The sequence below is a fragment of the Psychromarinibacter halotolerans genome (assembly GCF_029168315.1).
GTDB classification, from domain to species: domain Bacteria; phylum Pseudomonadota; class Alphaproteobacteria; order Rhodobacterales; family Rhodobacteraceae; genus Psychromarinibacter; species Psychromarinibacter halotolerans.
Genome location: NZ_JARGYD010000001.1, coordinates 929626 through 948243, shown reverse-complemented (window position 1 = coordinate 948243; position 18618 = coordinate 929626). Strand labels below are relative to the sequence as shown.

Below are 18618 nucleotides of genomic sequence, written 5' to 3'. Positions count from 1 at the left end.
AGATGTTCACGCGCCAAATTGGCTATGCGACCCGCGCCTGCGTGGCGGCGGCACTGTTGGGAACCGTTTCGACCGGGGCGGCTGTGCTGCCAGCCGGCGCACAGGAGTTTCCGACCGAACCCATCGAGATCATCGTGCCGTTCAAGCCGGGCGGGCGCACCGACGCCGTCGCGCGGCTTCTGGCCGAGAAGATTCAGGAGAACGGCTGGCTGTCGCAACCCATGGCCATCGTGAACGCCGATGGCGGGGCGGGGGCGAACGCCGTCAACCGGATGCGTCGCGCCGAGACCGACGGGCACACGATCGTCCACTGGCACCATCAGTCGCTGATCGCGATGGCGATGGACCTTGGCGACTTCGGCCTCGACGACTTCAAGTCCATCGGCTTCACCGGCGGGGGAAGCCCCTTGTGGGCGGTGCGCGCCGATTCCGAGTTCCAGACCTTCGAGGACCTCGTGACCTACCTCAAGGACAACCCGCGCGGTTTGGTCGAGGCCGTGGGGATTGGCAGCATTCCGCATTTCGTCGGCGCCATGCTGGCGAAGGAAGCCGGGTTCGAGACCCGCTATGTCACCGCCAACAGCGGAGCCGACCGGCTGAGGATGCTGCTGGGGGGCACGGCCGACATCGCGCTGTTCGCGGCGTCGGAATACACCGCGCAGGGCGAGGGACTGCGGGCGCTGGTCTATTTCGGGCCGGAGCGTCTGCCCAGCCTGCCGGACGTGCCGACGGCGCGGGAACTGGGGTATGACGTGGCATGGGCCAACCCGAACTGGTGGCTTGCGCCCGCCGACACGCCGGATGCGGCTGTGGCCGAACTCGCCTCGGCGCTGGAGAAGGCGATCGCTGACCCCGAGATCCAGACGTGGTTCGCCGAGAACACGCTACAGCCCTACTGGACGCCGGGCGATGCGGCGATGGCCGAGTCCGAAAAGCTGCTGGAGCAGCTCGAAGCGGTGGCCGCCACCATCCAGTAGCCCAAAGGCGCGGCGCGGGGGCATAACGCCGCCGCGCCGCCGTCCGCACCAGTTCGAAAGGCCCATCTGATGACCTCTGCCCGCAAAACCGCCCTAGGCGATCTTGCGCTGTGCGCTGCGGTCGCGGCTGGCGCGGCGGTTCTGCTGATCGGGGCCGCCGGTCTGCCGCCGCCGCGCTTCGATCCGCTTGGCTCGGCCGCGCTGCCGCGTGGACTGGCGGTGATCATGCTGGCCTTCGCGGCCTGGATCGCCCTGGGCGCCGTCCGCCGGCTGGCGCGGCCCGGCATGGCCGAGACACCGCCCGCCGACCTCGACACGGCGACGACAACAGAGACCACGGCGAACCCCTTGCGCGGGGTCATCGTGTTCGCGGCCCTTGTCGCCTTCGTGGCCGCGCTGGACATCTTCCGGCTGCCGCTGGTGGTTGCCGCGACGGGGTTCATGGTGATCACCGGCCTCGTGATTGCCGGACCCAGCCTGCGCAGCGGCGTGATCTACGGCCTGTTCGGCTTTGCCCTGTCCGCGCTGCTGACGTGGGTGATGTCCTCGTTCCTTTACGTGAGTTTCGGCTGACCCATGATTGCCGCATTCGACGCCCTGTTCACCCTGTCCAACCTCGTGCTTCTGTGCGCGGGGGTCGGGCTGGGCATCGTGGTCGGGGCCATCCCCGGTCTTACCGCGACGATGTTGATCGCGCTGACCCTGCCGCTGACCTTCCACATGGAACCGGTCAGCGCCATTACGCTGCTGATCGGCGAGTACGTCGGCGGGATCTCGGGCGGGCTGATCACGTCCATTCTGCTGCGAATGCCCGGCACGCCGGCGTCCATCGTGACCACTTTCGACGGCTATCCGATGACGCTGAACAATCAGGCGGAACGCGCGCTAGCCCTTGGGATCGCCGCGTCGGTCGCCGGTGGCATCATCTCGTGGATGTTCCTTGCGGGCATGTCGCCGGCGCTGGCGCGCTTCGCCTTGCAGTTCGGGCCGTGGGAATACTTCACGCTTGTGCTGATGGCGCTGGTCATGCTGGCTGTTCTGGCGCAGGGGTCGCTGGCCAAGGGACTTTTGGGCGCGGCGTTGGGCATGGCCTTTGCGCTGCCGGGGATCGACAGTTCGACGGGGCAGTCCCGCCTGACGTTCGGACAAAGCGAGCTGTTGGGCGGGTTCGGCCTGTTGCCGGTGCTGATCGGCGCCTTCGCCATCAGCCAAGTGCTGCGTGACGTCTCGCGGCCATCCGACATGGGCCGGATGCGTCTGCCGGACCGCAGGCTACCCTTGTACCGCGGCGACGTGGCGCGTCACGGGCCGAACGCGCTGCGGTCCTCGGTGATCGGTACGTGGATCGGACTGCTGCCCGGCATCGGCGGCAATATCGCGGCCCTTGTGTCCTACAGCACCGCCAAACAGGTCTCGCACCAGCCCGAGCAGTTCGGCAAGGGGCACGAGCCCGGTGTGGTGGCCGCAGAGGCCGCCAACAACGCTTCGATCGGCGGGGCGCTTATCCCGCTGATCACGATGGGGATTCCCGGCAGCGTCACCGAGGCGATCCTGATCGGCGCGCTGACCATTCACAACCTTCAGCCCGGTCCGCTGCTGTTCCAGAACTCGCCGGAGATCGCCTATGGCATCATCGCCGCTTACCTTGTGGCGAACGTGGTCATGATGCTGGTGATGTGGGGGGCGGTCCGGTGGATCGCGCAGGTCGTGCGATTGCCGCAGGCGGGGCTTCTGGGCGCAATCCTCGTGTTCTGCGTGGTGGGATCCTATGCCATCAACTCGAACTTCACCGATGTCTGGGTGATGATCGCCTTCGGGGTCATCGGACTGGGGCTGGAGGCGGCGAAGGTGCCCTTGGGGCCGTTCGTGATCGGCTTCGTGCTAAGCCCCATCGCGGAAGAACAGCTTCGCGCGTCGCTGATGATGACGGACGGCGACGTGACGCAGATCCTGTATCGTCCGTGGGCGATGGCCTTCCTCGTCGTCTCCGTGCTGACGGTCTTCTGGCCGGCGCTTGCATCGCGTATGGGCGCACGGTCACGCGAAAAGAAGGAAGCCCGACAATGAGCCCCCTCGACCTGCCCGGCGGCGGGCGCCTGTATATGCGGATCGCCCAGAAACTGGCCGACGATATCGCTGCGGGCCGATACCGTACCGGCGAACGCCTGCCGCCCGAACGCGACCTTGCCGTCAGCCTTCAGGTCAGCCGCACCACCGTGCGCGAGGCGCTGCTGGCGCTGGAAATCATGCGCCAGATCGAGATCCGCACCGGCGCAGGCGTGTTCGTCCTGCCCGAGGCCATGCGCGAGCCCGTGCCCGCCCGGCAGGTCGCCACGGGCGAGACCGGCCCGTGGGAACAGCTCGAGGCGCGGCGCGCGATCGAGGGACAGGTCGCCTATCTTGCCGCCGAGCGCGCGGACGAGGCGCAGATCGCGGAGATGGAGCGCCTGATCGACGAGTCCGAGGCAGCGCTGGACGACGTCCCGCGGTTCGACGCGGTCGATGCGGAATTCCATGCCGCCATCGCGCGGGCCGCCGGGAACGCCCTGCTGGAAGAATACGTCGCCCACCTGTGGTCCATGCGCGGCGGCCCGATGTGGGCGCGCTGGTACGATCAGACCCGCACCATCCAGAACCGCCGCCGCAGCGTCGAGGATCACCGCGCCATCCTGCGCGCCATCATCCGACAGCGCCCCGATGCCGCGATGACCGCGATGAAGTCGCACCTCGACGTGCTGGCCGAGCGGTTCCACGCCCTGAACCTCTGACCGTGACCTACTGACGACCCGAAAGACAACCGAGGAGCCTTCCGTGACCCAGCGACCCGATATCGTCATGATCGTGACCGACCAGCAGAGATACGACACGATCCGCGCGTTGGGCGCGTCGCACATGGACACGCCCAACATCGACCGCCTTGCGGAAACCGGGGTGTCCTTCTCCGAGTGCCACGTGACAGCGCCGTCCTGCGTGCCGTGCCGGGCGAGCCTGTTCACCGGGTATTATCCCCACACCAACGGGGTGGTGGCGAACGGACAGCCTTGGAACCGTACATGGGTCTCGGATCTTGCGGCGGCGGGGTATCACTGTGTGAACATCGGGAAGATGCACACCATCCCCTACGACGCCAAGGCGGGTTTCCATGAACGCTATGTGGTCGAGAACAAGGACCGCTTCATGGAGGGGCGCTGGTTCTTCGACGAATGGGACAAGGCGCTTGCGGCGCACGGGCTGAAGAAGCAGCAGCGGGTGGAATACCGCAAGCGCGACGATTACCGCGACCGACTGGGGGCCTTTACCTGGGACCTGCCGCCGCAGCTTCAGTCAGACAATTTCGTGGGCGGTATGGCACGGTGGTGGCTTGAGACGAAGCCGGTGAAAGAGCCGCTTTTCATGGTCATCGGCTTTCCCGGGCCGCACCCGCCCTATGACCCGACGCCGGAAATCGCAGAGAAGTACATGGCCCGCGACGTGCCCTTGCCCGAGGTGACAGAGGCCGAGATGCAGGCGCTGCACCCGGTGTTCAAGGAAAAACGCAGGCACGACGTCGAGGTGGACCACGATTCCGTGGCGTGGAAGCTTGATCCGACGCGGGAAGAACTGCACCGAATGCGCGCCTACTACTATGCCAACGTCGAGATGATCGACCGCGAGGTCGGTGCGATCATGGACACGCTGGAGGCGCGGGGGAACCTGGACAACACCATCGTCATCTTCACGTCCGACCACGGCGATTGTCTGGGCGATCACGGGCTGATCCAGAAGTGGGCGCCCTACGACGAGGTAACGCGCGTGCCTCTGATCGTCAGCGCGCCAGGGTGGTTCGAGGGCGGGCGCTCCGTGGATGCGCTGGTGCAGTTCTTCGATCTGGGGCCCACGATCCTGGAATGGGCCGGGGTCACGCCGGATGCGACATTCGAGGCGCAATCGCTGAACCCGGCGCTGGAGGGCGCGCCGTTCGAGGGGCGCAGCCACGTGTTCTGCGAACAGGGCGGCGACGTGAACCTGACGGGGGCCGAGTACCTGACGATGGTGCGGTCGCGCACCCACAAGCTGGTGCACTTCAAGGGGATGGAACAGGGACAGCTGTTCGATCTGCAGGCCGACCCGCGAGAGACGGATGATCGGTGGGACGACCCCGCGTGTGCCGGGGTGCGTGCCGATCTGATGGGAGTCCTGATGAACTGGCATATCGACAGTGCGGTGCATACCAAAAACGCACGGCGACGGATCGTCTCGCACGGCGGGCCGGACAACATACAGGACGGGGGCTGACGGGTCAGTCGTAGGCGACCCGGAAGCCCACGTTACTGGCCGAGGTGTCCGCGTCTACCCCGGATCGCGCCGCGATCCTGTAGCGATAGCAATAGCTTATGTGACACAGGAACGAGCCGCCCTTCAGCACCTTCTGCGTCTGACGCCGGGCCACGAGGTTGCGCGCCTTGGCGGCCTTCGCAAGCGAACGCACCTGATAGCTGTCGGCGGTCCATTCCCACACGTTGCCAGCCATGTTGAACAACCCCGAGGGCGTCGGCGCGAAAGACTGCGCGGGTGCGGTGCCGTAATAGCCGTCGGCGCAGGTGTTGTGGGTGGGAAAGCGGCCCTGCCAGATGTTGCACAGGTCGCCGGCCTCGTCGGGCTCTGCGTCGCCCCAAGGGAACCGCTTCGGCGCGGCTCCGTCGCGGGCGGCGTGCTCCCATTCGGCCTCGGTCGGCAGGCGGCCCCCGGCCCAGCGGGCGAAGGCCTGCGCATCGGCCCAGCCGACGTGGGTGACCGGATGGTCCTCGCGCCCCGACAGGTCAGAGCCGGGGCCTTCGGGCTGTTGCCAGGTTGCGCCGTCGACCCGGATCCACCAGGGCGTCTGGTCCGAGGCGAGCATCTGCGCGGCACGATCCGGCGCCATCAGGCCGCCGAACACGGCTGACCACCCGTACCGTTCCGCATCCGTGACATGACCGGTGGCCTGCACGAAGGCGGCAAAGCGGTCGTTGGTCACCGTCAGCGGATCAAGCCGAAACGGTGCCAGCCGGACCTTTCGCACGGGGGACTCGCCATCGCCGGGGATCTCGGCGCGGTCGGTGCCGACGTGACTGCGGCCGCCCTCGAACCGGACCGGATCAGGCCGTCCCGTATCGCCTTCGCGCGTGTCGAAGGTCGTGGCTTGGCGGGGCGGGGCGGCGTCGGGGCGCCCTGAGGGACAGCAGCTCATTCGGGGTCGGCCATGCGTAGCATCCGGATCGCGGCGCAGGCGGCGCCGAACCCGTTGCCTGTGTTCACCACGGTCAGCCCGGCGGCGCAAGTCGCCAGCGCCGAGGACAGTGCCGCCGCCCCGTCGCGCGCGACCCCGTAGCCCACGGGCGAGGGCACGGCGATCACCGGCGCGCGCACCAGACCGGTCAGAACCGAGAACAGTGCCCCCTCCATCCCGGCGACCGCGATCAGGACGCGGTGCGACCGTATCTCGTCCAGTCGCTCCATAAGCCGCCACAGCCCCGCGACCCCCACGTCCGAAATCACCGGGCCCGCGTAGCCGTGGAAGGCTAGGGTGCGCGATGCCTCGCGGGCGATGCCGATGTCCGAGCTGCCGGCGGTGACGATGCAGGCGCCGGCCCGAGTGTCGGATGATGGCGGGCCAAGGATGGCCGTGCCGCTTTCGCGGTCGAGATCGACGCCCGGACGGTCCAACACGGTTAAATGGTGTTCCGAAATACGGGTCAGCAGCAGACGTCGGCCGTGGTCGAGAGCTTTGTCGACGATGGCAGCGACGATGTCGGGGGACTTGCCCTCGCAAAGCACGGCCTCGGCGGTTCCGGTGCGTGCCTCGCGGTCCCAGTCCATGACCACCCGGCTCACGCTGTCCCCCGCAGGAAGGCCGCGCCTTGGCGGTACGGTCGCGCCCCCAGAAACGCCCGGTCCGATGCATCGCACAACCGCTGCGCCAGCGTCGCGGCCCGCGTGGCCCCGGGGCCTTCGTCCCCGTCGAGTTCAAGTACGACGCCGCCGTGGGTGACGCGGCAGCGCACGACCGTTGCGGCGCCCAGCAGGCGACGAACGCCGCTTTCGACCGCATCGACAAAGGCAAGGTCAGCTGCCTCGACGCGGATGTCGGTCTCGATCCGGCTGGCAAGACAGGGTTGCGCGGGCAGGCGGTGCAGGTCGCCCAGACCCAGCGCACGGGCCAGGCCGTAGACATCGTCCTTGCCGATCCGCGCCTCGACATAGGGATGGACGACCCCTTGTTCCTTTGCCGCTGTCAGGCCGGGGCGAAAGTCACCGAGGTCGTCGAGGTTGGTGCCGGACATCACCGCGCCGTCGCACAAGTCGCGGATCGTCTTGTACAGGTTCTGCTTGCAGAAATAGCAGCGGTTCACCGGATTTTCCCGGTATCGGGGGTCGCCGAACTCTCCGGCGTCCACGATCCGCAACCGCCAGCCCGAGGCGGCCGCGTGGCGGCGGACACGGGCGGTCGCCTCGGCGGGAACCGCCGCCGAGATGGCGTGGATCATCACCGTACCGCCGATGCCGTGCGCCACATGCGCAAGCGTCATGCTGTCCACGCCGCCGCTGACGGCGACCGCTATGCGATCATGCCGCGACAGGACTGTTCGAAGCCGCGCGAGCGCGCTCATTCGCCGTCCTCCTCCTCCGTCCTTCTGGCCAGCCTACGCCGTTCGGCAAGGCTGTCCACCCCGGCAAGGTCATCGCTTTCCGCCTTGCGCGTGACCGAGCCTCCGGGGCGCGTCACGGCCTTCCGCCGCAGTCCACCAACCACGTCGCCACTGCGAGGCAACAGGATCCTGCGTTCGTCGTGCAGGCGCAGGCCAATCGTCGAGGTCAGCGTGAAACATGCCTCTGCCACCGCGTCACCAGATCCGGGCGTGACCAGCAGGCGCAGGCGGGTGGCGGTTCTGCCTTTCTTGCCGATCACGGAATGCGTGGTCAGGTCGAGGACGCCTCCGGTCCCGCGCAGGCGGTCGGTGGCAAAGGCGATTTCCTCGGCGGTCATGTCGTCGATGTCGAACTCCACGACCGTCACGCGGTCGGTGCCGGGTGTCCCGTGATTGGCGTGTTCGATGGCCAGCACGGACAGAATGTTGGGCCGGTCCGGCAAGGTCCGGCTGCCCGCGCCGCGACCGATGGCCGATAGCGTCCCCGCCGGACGTGGCGACAGGCCAAGTCGGTTGACGATGTACCGCGCGATGCAGGCGCCCGTGGGCGTGACCCTTTCTCCGGCCAGACCGTCGTCGTGCACCGGAAGTCCGGCCAGAAGCGCGGCGGTCGCGGGGGCGGGGACGGGCAGGGTTCCGTGCTGCGTAACGACGGTGCCGCCGCCCAGCGGCAGGGGGTCCATGCTCCACCCGGCGCCATCCAGCCCGGACAGGATCGCCGCCGCCGCCGTCAGGTCGGCAAGCGTGTCCCAGTCGGCGATCTCGTGAAAGTGGACGCGGTCCGTCGGGCATCCGTGCACCGAGGCTTCGGCCTCGGCCAGCAGGCGCAGAAGCGCGGCGGCGGTGTCGCGTACCGCGTCCGGCAATCCCGCCCCCGCGATCAGCGCGTCCAAGTCGGGATAATGCATCGGCGCCCGCGCCGGGTGCGCGGCGACCTCGAACCTATGCGCGGACAGGCCGCCCGATACCACCGGCATCAGCGCGGCCCCCGGATGATCCGCCGGAAGGACCGCCGCCACCGCAGCCAGCACGCCGTCCCGCATGTCCGGGAAAGCGGAGAGCATCGCGGCGGCAAACATGTCACCCGCCAGCCCGCCAAGCGGTGTCAGGTGAACGTGACGCGTCATATCGAGGGACCCAGACGGCTGATCGCCTCTGCGCATTCGTCCAGCGTTTCGGCGCAGGTCGGCGCACCCTCGGCCACGCGGATGACCAGCTCCAGCAAGGGCGCCACGAGGTCGGCGCGCGTTACTGCCCCCGCGAATGCCGCCGAGGCGTCGAAGTCGATCTGCCGTGGCACGCGTCGGGCGGTGTCGGGGTTGGCGGTCACCTTGATCGTGGGGGCGATGGCGCTTCCGTAGGGGTTGCCGTGGCCGGTGGTGAAAAAGGCGATCTGCGCCCCGGCGGCGACCATCGACGACAGGGACTCGGGCGACAGGGTCGGCGTGTCCATCAGGTACAGCCCCGGTCCCGCCTCGGGCGGTCGTCCCTGTTCCAGTGCGCCGACGATCGGGCCTGTCCCACCCTTCGATACCGCGCCCAGCGATTTTTCCTCAAGCGTGGTCAGTCCGCCCGCGTGGTTCTGCGGGCCGGGATTACCCAGCGCCACGTCGTGCCCGGCGGTCCGCGCAATGCGGTGCCGCTCCGCCACCAGCGCACGCAGGGTGTCGGCGATGCGCGGGTCGGCGCAGCGGCGGTAAAGGCTGTCCTCGGCACCCGTCCATTCCAGCGTTTCGCTGAACACCGCCCGTCCGCCCGCCTTGCCGATGGCGTCGGCCACGTCGCCGACAAGGGGGTTCGCCATGATGCCAGAGGACGCGTCCGAGTGGCCGCATTCCATCGCAAGGAACAGGTCGGTGACCGGGCAGGGGACGCGGGGTTGCCGGTCCAGCGCGGCGCCAAGGGCGCGTCCGGCCTGCGTTGCGGCGGCAAGCATCGCCTCGGCATCCTCGTCCTCTTCCTGCAACGAGAAACCGGCGCAGGGCCGGTTCGTTGCCTCGATCGCGTCCTGATACTGCGTGCGCATCGCGGCATCGGCAGCCAGCACGATCACCGCGCCCGTGTTCGGGTGTGTGCCGAACGCCGTGAGCATGCGGGCGTGAAAGGCCTTGTCCTCTCCGACTTGTCCGCGCCCGTAGTCGGTGGAGATCAGCACAGCATGGGGCAAGGCCGCGCCAAGCTTGCGGGCCTGCGGTGCGTTGAGCCCGCAGACCGACAGGATCAACAGATGATTGCGCACACCTGCGGGACCGGTAGTGCGCGCATAGCCGAGAAACTCTGCCGGAAGCCCGGTCATGAGGTTTCACCTGCCTCGAGGAATCCGCGAAGGTTGTGCAGGTGGACATGGTCGCCCTCGGCGATGTCCTTGGTCGCGCGTCCGATCGGCACGCCGTATTTCGTGACGACGTCGCCGGCGGCGATGGCGCGGCGGGCGATCTTGTGACCCAGCGGCGTGTCCGCGGTCAGCGTTGGCCCCGCGCCTGAGGCTGTCATCGGTGCCTCGCCGGCCTGGTGTGCGCGCAGCAGGCACAGCACGCTGTCGCCGGGGTCAAGGATCACGGCCCCAAGGGTCATCGAGCCACCTGGCCTTCGGTATGCGACACCATCCGGTCCGACGCACCCGCGACGTCGGGGTCGTATCCCAGCCCCGGCCGGTCCAAGACGGGAAACGCGCCATCTTCCAGCGACAGGCCGCGCCCCGAGAAATGGTCGAGCAGCGGGTTTTCCGAACTGTCGACCTCCAGAAGCCCGTCGCCGCCCACGGCGGCCAGAAGATGCGCCGAGGCGATCAGTCCGACGCCGCCGCCCAGGAAATGCGGGCAATAGGTCAGCCCGGCCGCCAGCGCCTCGCGCGCGACCGAGGCACCGCCTGACAGGCCGCCCCACTTGCAGATGTCCGGCTGGATGAAGCCGTAGGCACCCGACGCGATGCCCTCGGCGAACTGGTGGCGGGTGCCGAAGTTCTCGCCCCCTGCCAGCGGAATGCCCGAGGCCTGCGCGACGCGCGACCAGTCGGACAGGGGATCGTCGGCGGGGATCGGTTCTTCCAGCCACGTCATGCCAAGCGGGACGATCCGGTCCAGCCGCGCGATGGCGGTGTCTGCGTCCCACGCCTGATTGGCGTCGCACATCATCGTCTCGCCTTCGCGCAGCTGCGCCGCGGCAGCCTTCAGCTCGGCCAGACCGTCGTCCTTGCCGAAGCCGATGCGTTGCTTGAAGCGGCGGTATCCCTTGGCGCGCATCCGCTCGAACTGCGCTTCGAACTTGTCGGGGCTTATGCCGCTGGCATAGGCCGGCACCGGACGCGCGGTGCCGCCCAGCAGAACGGCCAGCGGCACGCCCTGACGCCGCGCCCTCAGGTCGTGCAGCGCGATATCGGCTGCCCCCGCGATCTGCGACACGGGTCCGGGCTCGCCTGCCTGGATCGCCAGCCGTCGAAGCCGGGTGGTGATCACGTCGAAGGGCGCGGGCTCTTCGCCGGTCAGGCCGCGCAGGGCAGCGGGCAGGATGTTGCCCGCAAGGCGCGCGCGGTGAAAGTCGCCGTCCGGCGGAAAGTTGCACCAGATTTCGCCCCAGCCCGCAGCCCCGTCGGCATCTTCGACCCGGATCAGCAGCGCGGGACGGGCCACCATCGGGCCCATGACGGTGGTGACCGGGGCGGCCAGCGGGTGGCGGAAATGAAAGACCTCGACCCTGGTAATCTGCGCGCTCATCGGGTTTTTCACTCCTCGTCCAGTTTGTTCATGTCGGGTGTCATCGGCCAGATGTGCGTGCTGGCGGGCCGCGTCTTCGCCGCCCACGCCGCCAGCACGTCCTTGCGGTCCCGGCGGATCTTCATCTGGCGGTCGATCTCTTCGGGGTTCCAGCCGTCCAGAAGCCGGGCGGTCATGCGGGACAGACGGTCCGCATGGGTCGGGTCAGCGGCAAGATCGGTCTGTTCGGCCGGGTCGGTTTGCAAATCGAACAACAAGGGCGGCTCGCCCCAGTAATAATGCAGCTTCCACCGTCCCTGCCGCAGCATCCTGTGCCGCACGGCACGCCCGCCGGTCCAAGCGGGCACGGTGTCGGTGCAGTATTCGCAGAACGCGGTGTCGTCCCACGCGTCGTCGTCGCCGCACAGGACCGACCACAGGCTGCGGCCATCGGCATGGGGCAGGGGCGTTCCCCCCATCGCTTCGATCATCGTCTGCGAAAGATCGATCAGACTGCACACGCGGTCGCAGGTCGTGCCGGGCGCGAGCCGCCCGGGAAGGGCCGCGATCACCGGCACCTTGGCGGAGTCGTCGAACAGCGTGTGCTTCCACCATAGTCCCCGGTCGCCCACATGGTCGCCGTGGTCCGAGGCGTAGGCAACCAGCGTATCGTCCTCGAGCCCCAGCGCACGCAGCCGGTCCAGGATACGGCCGATCATCTCGTCCATCGCCGAAACCAGCCCCCAGTAGGCGGCGCGGGCAAGGCGCGACTTCTCGTCCGGGACGGTGTCGATACCCCGATTGTGGCGCCACCACGCGATCCACGGGTGTTCCGTTCTGGCAGGCGCCGGGGGGATCTCGGGCGGCGGCAGCACGGACAGGTAGTGGTCGATCCACTTCCGCGCGACGACATAGGGCGCATGTGGCAGCATCAGTCCGACCGTCAGGCAGAACGGGCGTCCCTCGGCGGCGATCCGGTCCAGCGCGGACAGCGCCGCCTCTGTTACGTCGCGGTCCTTGAGTTCGTAGGCGGCCTGACCCGCGCCGCAGGCGTCCACGCTTTCGGGGCAGGGCTCGTTCGTGTTGTTCAGCGCGCCCATGTCGTGGCGCGGGATGCCGGCCCAGTTCGGGGAATGCTCGCCCACCTCGCGCCGGACGTAGCCGTGCATCTGGTCGGGGCCCATCGCGTGCATCCGCCCGATCAGCTCGGGCCGGTGGCCGGCGGCGCCCAGCGCGTGCAGCCATGTCGGGATGTCGGACGCAAGGTGGTCGTCGTTGGTCCAGCACTGCTGGCTGGAAGGGTAGCGCGCGGTCAGCATCGACATGCGGCTGGGCACGCAGATCGGCGAGGCGCAGTAGGCGTTGGTCAGCCGCACGCCCCGCGCTGCCAGCGCGTCCAGCGCAGGCGTCTGCACATGGGCGTCGCCGTAGCAGCCGGTGATACGCTGGGCGTGCTGGTCCGAGAACAGGAACAGCAGGTTCTTCGCGGTGGCGGTCATGGATCGAGCCTTTCGACCAGCCGCCCCTCCGCGTCGAAGGTCATCGGCGCGGGCGGATCCTCGGACAGGATTAGATCGCGGGCGCGCAGCTCTTCGGCCAGCACGTCGGTGACGGCCATCTCTTCAAGGTGCAGGGTCGACCGGATCTGGCAGATGCGTGGTTCGCCGCTGGCCCAGCACGTCGCCACAAGCGCGCGCAGCACCGCGCGTTCGTCCGGCAGCACCACGGGAATCCGCGCCTTCTCGATCACCGTGGCGGTCACGGCGTTCATGTAGATCGCTTTCAGGTCCAGCTCCTCGATCAGCGCCTTCGGGGCGAAGTCCGCCACGCCCACGCCCATGCCGTTGCCGGCGGTCTTCTCGGTCATCCCCAGCACGGCAATCTTGTGGACGAACGGGGTTTCGGGGTTGTCGACGCCCCGGATGTCGGTGCGCCCGCAGACAGCAGGATCCATCCCGGCGCCCGAGATGTCCTTGCCCACCCGTTCCACGATCAGCCCGTCGAGCTGGTCGAACGGCATCCGCGCCATCGCCCCCTTCGAGACCTGCAACAGCCGCGCGTCGGTGTCGTAAAACTCCGCCGGGGCCACAGCCTCGATCAGGGCGATCCGCTCGGCCGCGTTCTCGACGATGGCCAGCCCCGCCGACAGCGGGGCGCGCTCGACGATCCGCGCGGCCAGCCGGGGCAGGGTCCGCGCCAGCCCCTGCGGGCCGATCATGTGTACGGTGCGCGCGCCCTGCTGCTTGCCCAGCCCGACGGCAAGCATCTTGGTCAGGCCGCTTTCGACAGGGCGCGGAAAGCTGGTGTGTGCCTTGACCCTGTTGATCACCAGAACCCCATCGGCCGCGGCGGCGTTGGCGTCGAAATGACAGGTGAAGCCGCCCTCGATCTCGCCGTAGCGGGCGGTGTCCATCGTGGCGCGGACCGGGCAGCCCATGCTTGCCTCGGTGATGCCCAGCTTGGCCAGAACCGCGGCCTGACCCTCGGCGGTGCCGCCCCCGTGCGAGCCCATGCCGGGCACGATGAACGGCGCGAAGCCCCGCGACCGGAGCCATCCGACCGCCGCGCCCGCGACGACGTCGATGTCCGCGATCCCGCGACTGCCGACCGCGACCGCGACCGACGCGCCGGGCCCGAGGGCGAACAGCCCCGCCGCCCCGTCCAGCGCGGCGCGCACCGCCGCCGCCGGATCGTCCAGCGGCGGAATGTCCGGCTGGCGCACGCGCACCCGCCGCATCCGGGGAAGCTTTATCCCGTCGAGGTGCGGCAGAACGATGTCGGGGAAGCTTGGTGCATGATCAGGCATTGGACACTCTCCTGCCGCGCGGCGTCACCGTGGCGGCCCAGGCGTTCACATGACGAAGCACCAGATCGGCCTGAAGCTCTGCGACCTCGGGCTTGCCGAACAGGTTGTCGAACTCGCCGGGATCGGTCTGAAGGTCGAACAGCTCTCCGATGTCGTGGCTGTGGTACAGGACCAGCTTCCACCGTCCGTCGAAGGTCATCGTCGCCTGCGTGCGGTCCGGGACCGGGCTGTAGCCAACGGAATCGTTAAAATCGCAGATCACAAGGTCCTTGTGCCGGTCCGGGGGCGCGGCCCCGGTGGCGATGGGCAGCAGGGATTGGCCCTGCATCCGGTCGGGGACCGGAAGGTCCGCCGCCTCTAGGATCGTGGGGGCAAGATCGACCAGTTCCGCCAGCCCGTCCGCCCGAAGTCCCGCGCGCACATGGCCCGGCCAAGACAATATCAGGGGGACATGCGTCAGCCCCTCGAAGAACCTGCATCCCTTGTACAGAAGCCCGTGGTCGCCCAGCAGCTCGCCGTGATCCGAGGTGAAAATGACCAGCGTGTCCTGCGCCTGACCCGAGGCGTCCACGGCGTCGAGAATTTGGCCGACCATCGTGTCGATCAGTTCGACCATCGCATAGTACGCGGCCTTGACCTTGCGCCCGTCATAGCTGTCGGGCGGTCGGTAGCCGCGTTCCGACTGGCTTGCATAATCCTCTTGCCCGGTGTCTTCGGCCAGCGGGTTGGCGGCGGTCACGGTCTGCGACCGGACGCGCGCGAACTGGGGCTGCCGGTCAAGGTCCGAGGGGCGGAACAGGGGCGGCGGCAGGCTGGCGGGATCGTACCTGTCGAGATAGCTTTGGGGCGGATCGAAAGGCGGGTGCGGATCGTAGGGATTGACGCTCAGCAGCCACGGTTCCGTGCGCGGCTCGCGAATGAAGCGCGCGGCCATCTCAGCGCACCATGTCGTCTGGTGCAGCTCTTCGGGGACGCCCGCGCCGATGAAACCGCGCTGGGTGTCGAACAGCGCATCGGGATCGACGCCTTTCTCGTCGCGCAGCCAATGGTGATAGGCGTTGTGGGCATCCGCCTCGCCGGTCATCGGGTTGTGCGACCATTGGTAAAACCGATAGCCGTCGTCCGGGCGCACCTCGTGCCGGGTGGCGGTCGAGAGGTGCAGCTTGCCGACAAGGCCGCAGTCATAGCCTGCCTCTGCGAACAGCTTGGTCACCAGCACCTCGTCGGGAGGAAAGCTTTCGACGCCGTTGCGGTAGACCCTGTGCGCCGCCGGATAGCGTCCGGTCAGGAAGCTGGCGCGCGAGGGCGTGCAGACCGGGTTCTGCGTATAAGTCCGGCGAAAGGACGTTCCCTGCGCGACCAGCCGGTCGAGGTTGGGTGTGTTGATGTGGGGATTGCCAAGCGCATGGATGGTGTCGAACCGCATCTGATCCGCACAGATCCACAGGATGTTGGGCCGCCGGGTCACGGGGCCGTCTCCAGGCCGAAGCGCGCATACAACTCGGGCGGCGCGTCGTGGCGGCGCATCTCGGTGACGATCGCGCCGGTCAGCCGCGCCTCGGTGTCGGAGTCCGTGACCGCAGTGGTCTGGCCGGGATCGGTGGACAGGTCGTACAGCACGGTGTCCGTGTCGGCGAAACCACCGCCCTGCATCGGCGGCCGTTTGGCATCCGGCAGGGCGGGCACCTTCAGGACCGGCACGCCTGTGAAGTCGAAGCCGGGGTGCAGTTCGGCCCGCGAGAGTTCCGCGGCGGCGAAGGGCCGTGTCGAGTGTTGCGGCATCAGCGTATATTCGAACAGGGGTGCGGTCTCCATCTCGGGGGGATAGCGGAAATAGGTGTGGCGGCCGTCCGTGGCGTTGATCGCGCCGCCGAATATCCCGTACAGGGCCACCGCCCGGCCCGAAGACGCGTCCGTCGCGCAGGGCACGAGCGACCGGCCGACCATCGCGGGGGGGCGCGGCAGGCCGTGCAGGTCCAGCAGGGTCGCCGCGATGTCGATGTTCTGCGACAGTGCATCGCTGCGCCCGGCCGCCACGCCGGGCAGACAGACGACAAGCGGGATATTGGCGATCTCGTTGTAGAACGGCGCACGGTTCTTGCCCCACCAGTCGTGCTCGCCCAGCAGGAAGCCATGGTCGGTGGTCACGATCAGCGCGGTGTCGTCCCACGCACCCGTGTCGTCCATCCAGTCCAGCAGACGCCCGAGTTGATCGTCGCACAGCGCGACGAGCGCGGCATAGTTGGCGCGCATCTCCGCCATCTCGGCGTCAGAGTCGCCGTCGGTCCGGCGGTAGCGGGGCCAGTCCAGAACCGGCCCGTTGTAGCCGGTGGCGAAGCGGTCGCGGTATTCCTGCGGGGCGTGGAATGGCTCGTGCGGGTCGAAGGTCTCAAGCTGCAGGTGCCAGTCCGGCGACGCGGCGTTGCGGTCTAGGAAGGACAAGGCGCTGTCGAAGCATCTCACGCAAGGGAATTCGGGCGTCTCGCGGATCAGGTCGCGGTTCAGCGCCCCCTGCAGCCGGTAGCCCGACCGCGTGTCGTCGACCTGTTCGGCATGGTACTGCGCGCGATACTGGTCCACCGGGGGCCGGACGACCGCGTTCCACGGGTCCGCCTCTTGCCCGCGAATGAAGTCCCAGCTGGTGAATTCGGTGTGATAGGTCGCGCCGCCGGTCTCGAAATAGTGGTAATGGTCCGTGACAAGGTGGGCATGGATGCCCGCGGACTGCATGTCCCCGGTGACGGTGCGGTCGAACGGCTCCAGCGGTCCCCAGCTTCGATGCAGGAAATTCAGACGCCCCGTCTGCATGTCGCGCCGAGCGGGCATGCAGGGCATCGAGCCGACATAGTGCCGGTCGAACACCATGCCGCGCGCCGCGAGCCGGTCGAAGTTCGGCGTCGGAACCGGCCCGCCGTAACACGACAGCGCGCGCCGGTTCAGAGAGTCGAACAGGACAAGGATCGACTTCACGACGCGTTCGCCTCTGCCCGCTTGCGGCGGCGCCAGTCGCTGTAGAATGGCCAGACCAGCAGCACGACCGCCGCGATGGTGAACGCCAGCGAGAACGGCCGCGTGAACACCGGGCTGATGTCGCCCGCCGTCATCATAAGACCGCTGCGCAGTTTCTGTTCGGCCAGCGGCGCCAGCACGAAGCCGATGACGAACGGCCCCAGCGGGATCTTCGCCTTTTCCAGAAGAAAGCCCAGCCCGCCGAACATCAGCATCACCCAGACGTCGAACATGTTGTTGTTCAGCGAATAGGATCCGATGACACAGAACATCATGACCACCGGCAGCACGAAGCTGCGGGGCAGGTAGATCAGCCCGGCGATATAACGCACCGACGAGGACATCACGACGAACATCAGGATGTTGGCCAACAGGCACGCCGCGATCATGCCCCACACGATGTCGCCGTTGGTCAGGAACAGCGTCGGTCCCGGCTGGATCGAGTGGATGGTCAGCGCCCCGATCAGGATGGCGTCGATGACGCTGCCGGGAATGCCCATTGCGATCAGGGGGATCAGCGCGCCGCCGACGGTGGCGTTGTTGGCCGCCTCGGAGGCGACGATGCCCTCTTCCGATCCCTTGCCGAACTCTTCAGGCGTGTGTGACACGTTCTTCGCGGTGGTATAGGCAACCACCGATCCGATTGACGCACCAATGCCGGGAAGGATGCCGATCCATGTGCCGATGACCGACGAGCGGATCATGTTGACCCCGTGGCGGCGGTAATCCTTCAACTTTAGCCAGACGCCGTCGGTGCGCACCTCGGTCCGCTGGGGCACGCTGTGCAGGTCCAAAGCGTCCTTTATGATCTGGCTGACCGCGAAGGTCCCCACCAGCACCGGCAGCAGCTGCAGGCCCCCGTTCAACTGGTACCAGTCGAAAGTCAGCCGCGGCATCCCGATCGCCGGATCGACGCCCGGCATCGACACCAGCATTCCCAGCAGGCCAGAGATCAGACCCTTGGCCAGCGATCCCTCGCTGACCGAGGCAATCAGGACCATCGCCATCATGATCAGGGTGAAATATTCAAACGGACCGAACCGGGTGGCAAGGATCGACAGCGGTTGCGTGATCGTCACCAGCACCGCCCAGCTGATCAGCCCTCCGACGAATGACGCGGATATGCCTAGCCCCAGCGCGCGGCCGGGCCGCCCGCTTCGGGCCATGGGGTAGCCGTCGAAGGTCGTCATGACGGCGGCAGGTGTGCCGGGCATCCGCATCAGCGTCGCGGTGATCAGCCCGCCGCTGATTGCGCCGACATACATCGATACCAGCAGCACGATCGCGTTGAACGGCTCCATGTAGAACGTCAGTGGCAGGGTCAGCGCGATCAGCATCGCGCCAGTCAGGCCGGGTATGGCACCGACCGCGATGCCAAGCGTGGTGCCGATGAACAGCATCAGAAGCGGGACAGGCGACAGGATGCCGCCGATGGCCGTGAACAGAGCGCCGAGATCCATCTCAGT

General features: G+C 67.9%; 17 protein-coding genes. 5 read left to right on the top strand and 12 right to left on the bottom strand.

What is annotated here, in order from left to right; all coding sequences use genetic code 11:
• Nucleotides 1-2 precede the first annotated feature (2 nt).
• The 5 genes from P1K30_RS04445 (at nucleotide 3) to P1K30_RS04425 (ending at nucleotide 5252) form a co-directional block, all read left to right on the top strand.
• The gene (locus P1K30_RS04445; protein ID WP_275631459.1) at nucleotides 3-977 is read left to right on the top strand and encodes a Bug family tripartite tricarboxylate transporter substrate binding protein; all 975 of its coding nucleotides are present in this window, start codon (nucleotides 3-5) and stop codon (nucleotides 975-977) included.
• A 69-nt stretch (nucleotides 978-1046) separates the two neighbouring features.
• Nucleotides 1047-1550, top strand: coding sequence for a hypothetical protein (locus P1K30_RS04440; protein ID WP_275631458.1), 504 nt, complete (start codon nucleotides 1047-1049; stop codon nucleotides 1548-1550).
• A gap of 3 nt (nucleotides 1551-1553) precedes the next feature.
• Entirely contained in the window at nucleotides 1554-3044 is a 1491-nt protein-coding gene (locus tag P1K30_RS04435) for a tripartite tricarboxylate transporter permease (protein ID WP_275631457.1), read from the top strand.
• Entirely contained in the window at nucleotides 3041-3745 is a 705-nt protein-coding gene (locus tag P1K30_RS04430) for a FadR/GntR family transcriptional regulator (protein ID WP_275631456.1), read from the top strand. Before P1K30_RS04435 ends, P1K30_RS04430 begins: the two co-directional genes overlap by 4 nt.
• A 43-nt stretch (nucleotides 3746-3788) precedes the next feature.
• On the top strand, nucleotides 3789-5252 hold the full coding sequence (locus tag P1K30_RS04425) for a sulfatase family protein (protein ID WP_275631455.1): 1464 nt from the start codon (nucleotides 3789-3791) through the stop codon (nucleotides 5250-5252).
• A gap of 4 nt (nucleotides 5253-5256) precedes the next feature.
• Here P1K30_RS04425 and P1K30_RS04420 read toward each other — a convergent pair whose 3' ends face one another.
• The 12 genes from P1K30_RS04420 to P1K30_RS04365 are packed head-to-tail and all read right to left on the bottom strand — an operon-like array spanning nucleotide 5257 to nucleotide 18612.
• Nucleotides 5257-6186: a formylglycine-generating enzyme family protein gene (locus P1K30_RS04420; protein WP_275631454.1), complete on the bottom strand. Its 930-nt coding sequence runs from the start codon at nucleotides 6184-6186 to the stop codon at nucleotides 5257-5259.
• Entirely contained in the window at nucleotides 6183-6830 is a 648-nt protein-coding gene (gene larB, locus P1K30_RS04415; RefSeq protein ID WP_275631453.1) for a nickel pincer cofactor biosynthesis protein LarB, read from the bottom strand. Before larB ends, P1K30_RS04420 begins: the two co-directional genes overlap by 4 nt.
• Nucleotides 6827-7606, bottom strand: a complete 780-nt coding sequence (gene larE / locus P1K30_RS04410) for an ATP-dependent sacrificial sulfur transferase LarE (protein WP_275631452.1) — start codon at nucleotides 7604-7606, stop codon at nucleotides 6827-6829. The genes larB and larE overlap by 4 nt, the downstream gene beginning before the upstream one ends.
• Nucleotides 7603-8772 (bottom strand): nickel pincer cofactor biosynthesis protein LarC, encoded by a 1170-nt coding sequence (gene larC / locus P1K30_RS04405; protein WP_275631451.1) that lies wholly within the window; start codon nucleotides 8770-8772, stop codon nucleotides 7603-7605. The genes larE and larC overlap by 4 nt, the downstream gene beginning before the upstream one ends.
• Nucleotides 8769-9941 carry a UxaA family hydrolase gene (locus P1K30_RS04400; protein WP_275631450.1) on the bottom strand — a complete coding sequence of 391 codons (1173 nt, stop codon included), beginning with the start codon at nucleotides 9939-9941 and terminating at the stop codon, nucleotides 8769-8771. Before P1K30_RS04400 ends, larC begins: the two co-directional genes overlap by 4 nt.
• A complete protein-coding gene (locus tag P1K30_RS04395; protein WP_275631449.1) occupies nucleotides 9938-10219 on the bottom strand; it encodes a UxaA family hydrolase in 282 nt (93 codons plus the stop codon). The genes P1K30_RS04400 and P1K30_RS04395 overlap by 4 nt, the downstream gene beginning before the upstream one ends.
• Nucleotides 10216-11358: a mandelate racemase/muconate lactonizing enzyme family protein gene (locus P1K30_RS04390; RefSeq protein WP_275631448.1), complete on the bottom strand. Its 1143-nt coding sequence runs from the start codon at nucleotides 11356-11358 to the stop codon at nucleotides 10216-10218. Before P1K30_RS04390 ends, P1K30_RS04395 begins: the two co-directional genes overlap by 4 nt.
• Nucleotides 11359-11366: 8 nt before the next feature.
• Complete coding sequence (locus tag P1K30_RS04385) at nucleotides 11367-12836, bottom strand: sulfatase family protein (protein ID WP_275631447.1); 1470 nt, start codon at nucleotides 12834-12836, stop codon at nucleotides 11367-11369.
• Nucleotides 12833-14143: a nickel pincer cofactor-dependent isomerase, group 22 gene (locus P1K30_RS04380; protein ID WP_275631446.1), complete on the bottom strand. Its 1311-nt coding sequence runs from the start codon at nucleotides 14141-14143 to the stop codon at nucleotides 12833-12835. The genes P1K30_RS04385 and P1K30_RS04380 overlap by 4 nt, the downstream gene beginning before the upstream one ends.
• Nucleotides 14136-15611 (bottom strand): sulfatase family protein, encoded by a 1476-nt coding sequence (locus P1K30_RS04375; RefSeq protein WP_275631445.1) that lies wholly within the window; start codon nucleotides 15609-15611, stop codon nucleotides 14136-14138. The genes P1K30_RS04380 and P1K30_RS04375 overlap by 8 nt, the downstream gene beginning before the upstream one ends.
• Nucleotides 15608-17113, bottom strand: coding sequence for a sulfatase (locus P1K30_RS04370; protein WP_275631444.1), 1506 nt, complete (start codon nucleotides 17111-17113; stop codon nucleotides 15608-15610). Before P1K30_RS04370 ends, P1K30_RS04375 begins: the two co-directional genes overlap by 4 nt.
• Nucleotides 17110-18612: a tripartite tricarboxylate transporter permease gene (locus P1K30_RS04365; RefSeq protein WP_275631443.1), complete on the bottom strand. Its 1503-nt coding sequence runs from the start codon at nucleotides 18610-18612 to the stop codon at nucleotides 17110-17112. The genes P1K30_RS04370 and P1K30_RS04365 overlap by 4 nt, the downstream gene beginning before the upstream one ends.
• Between the last annotated feature and the right edge of the window lie 6 nt (nucleotides 18613-18618).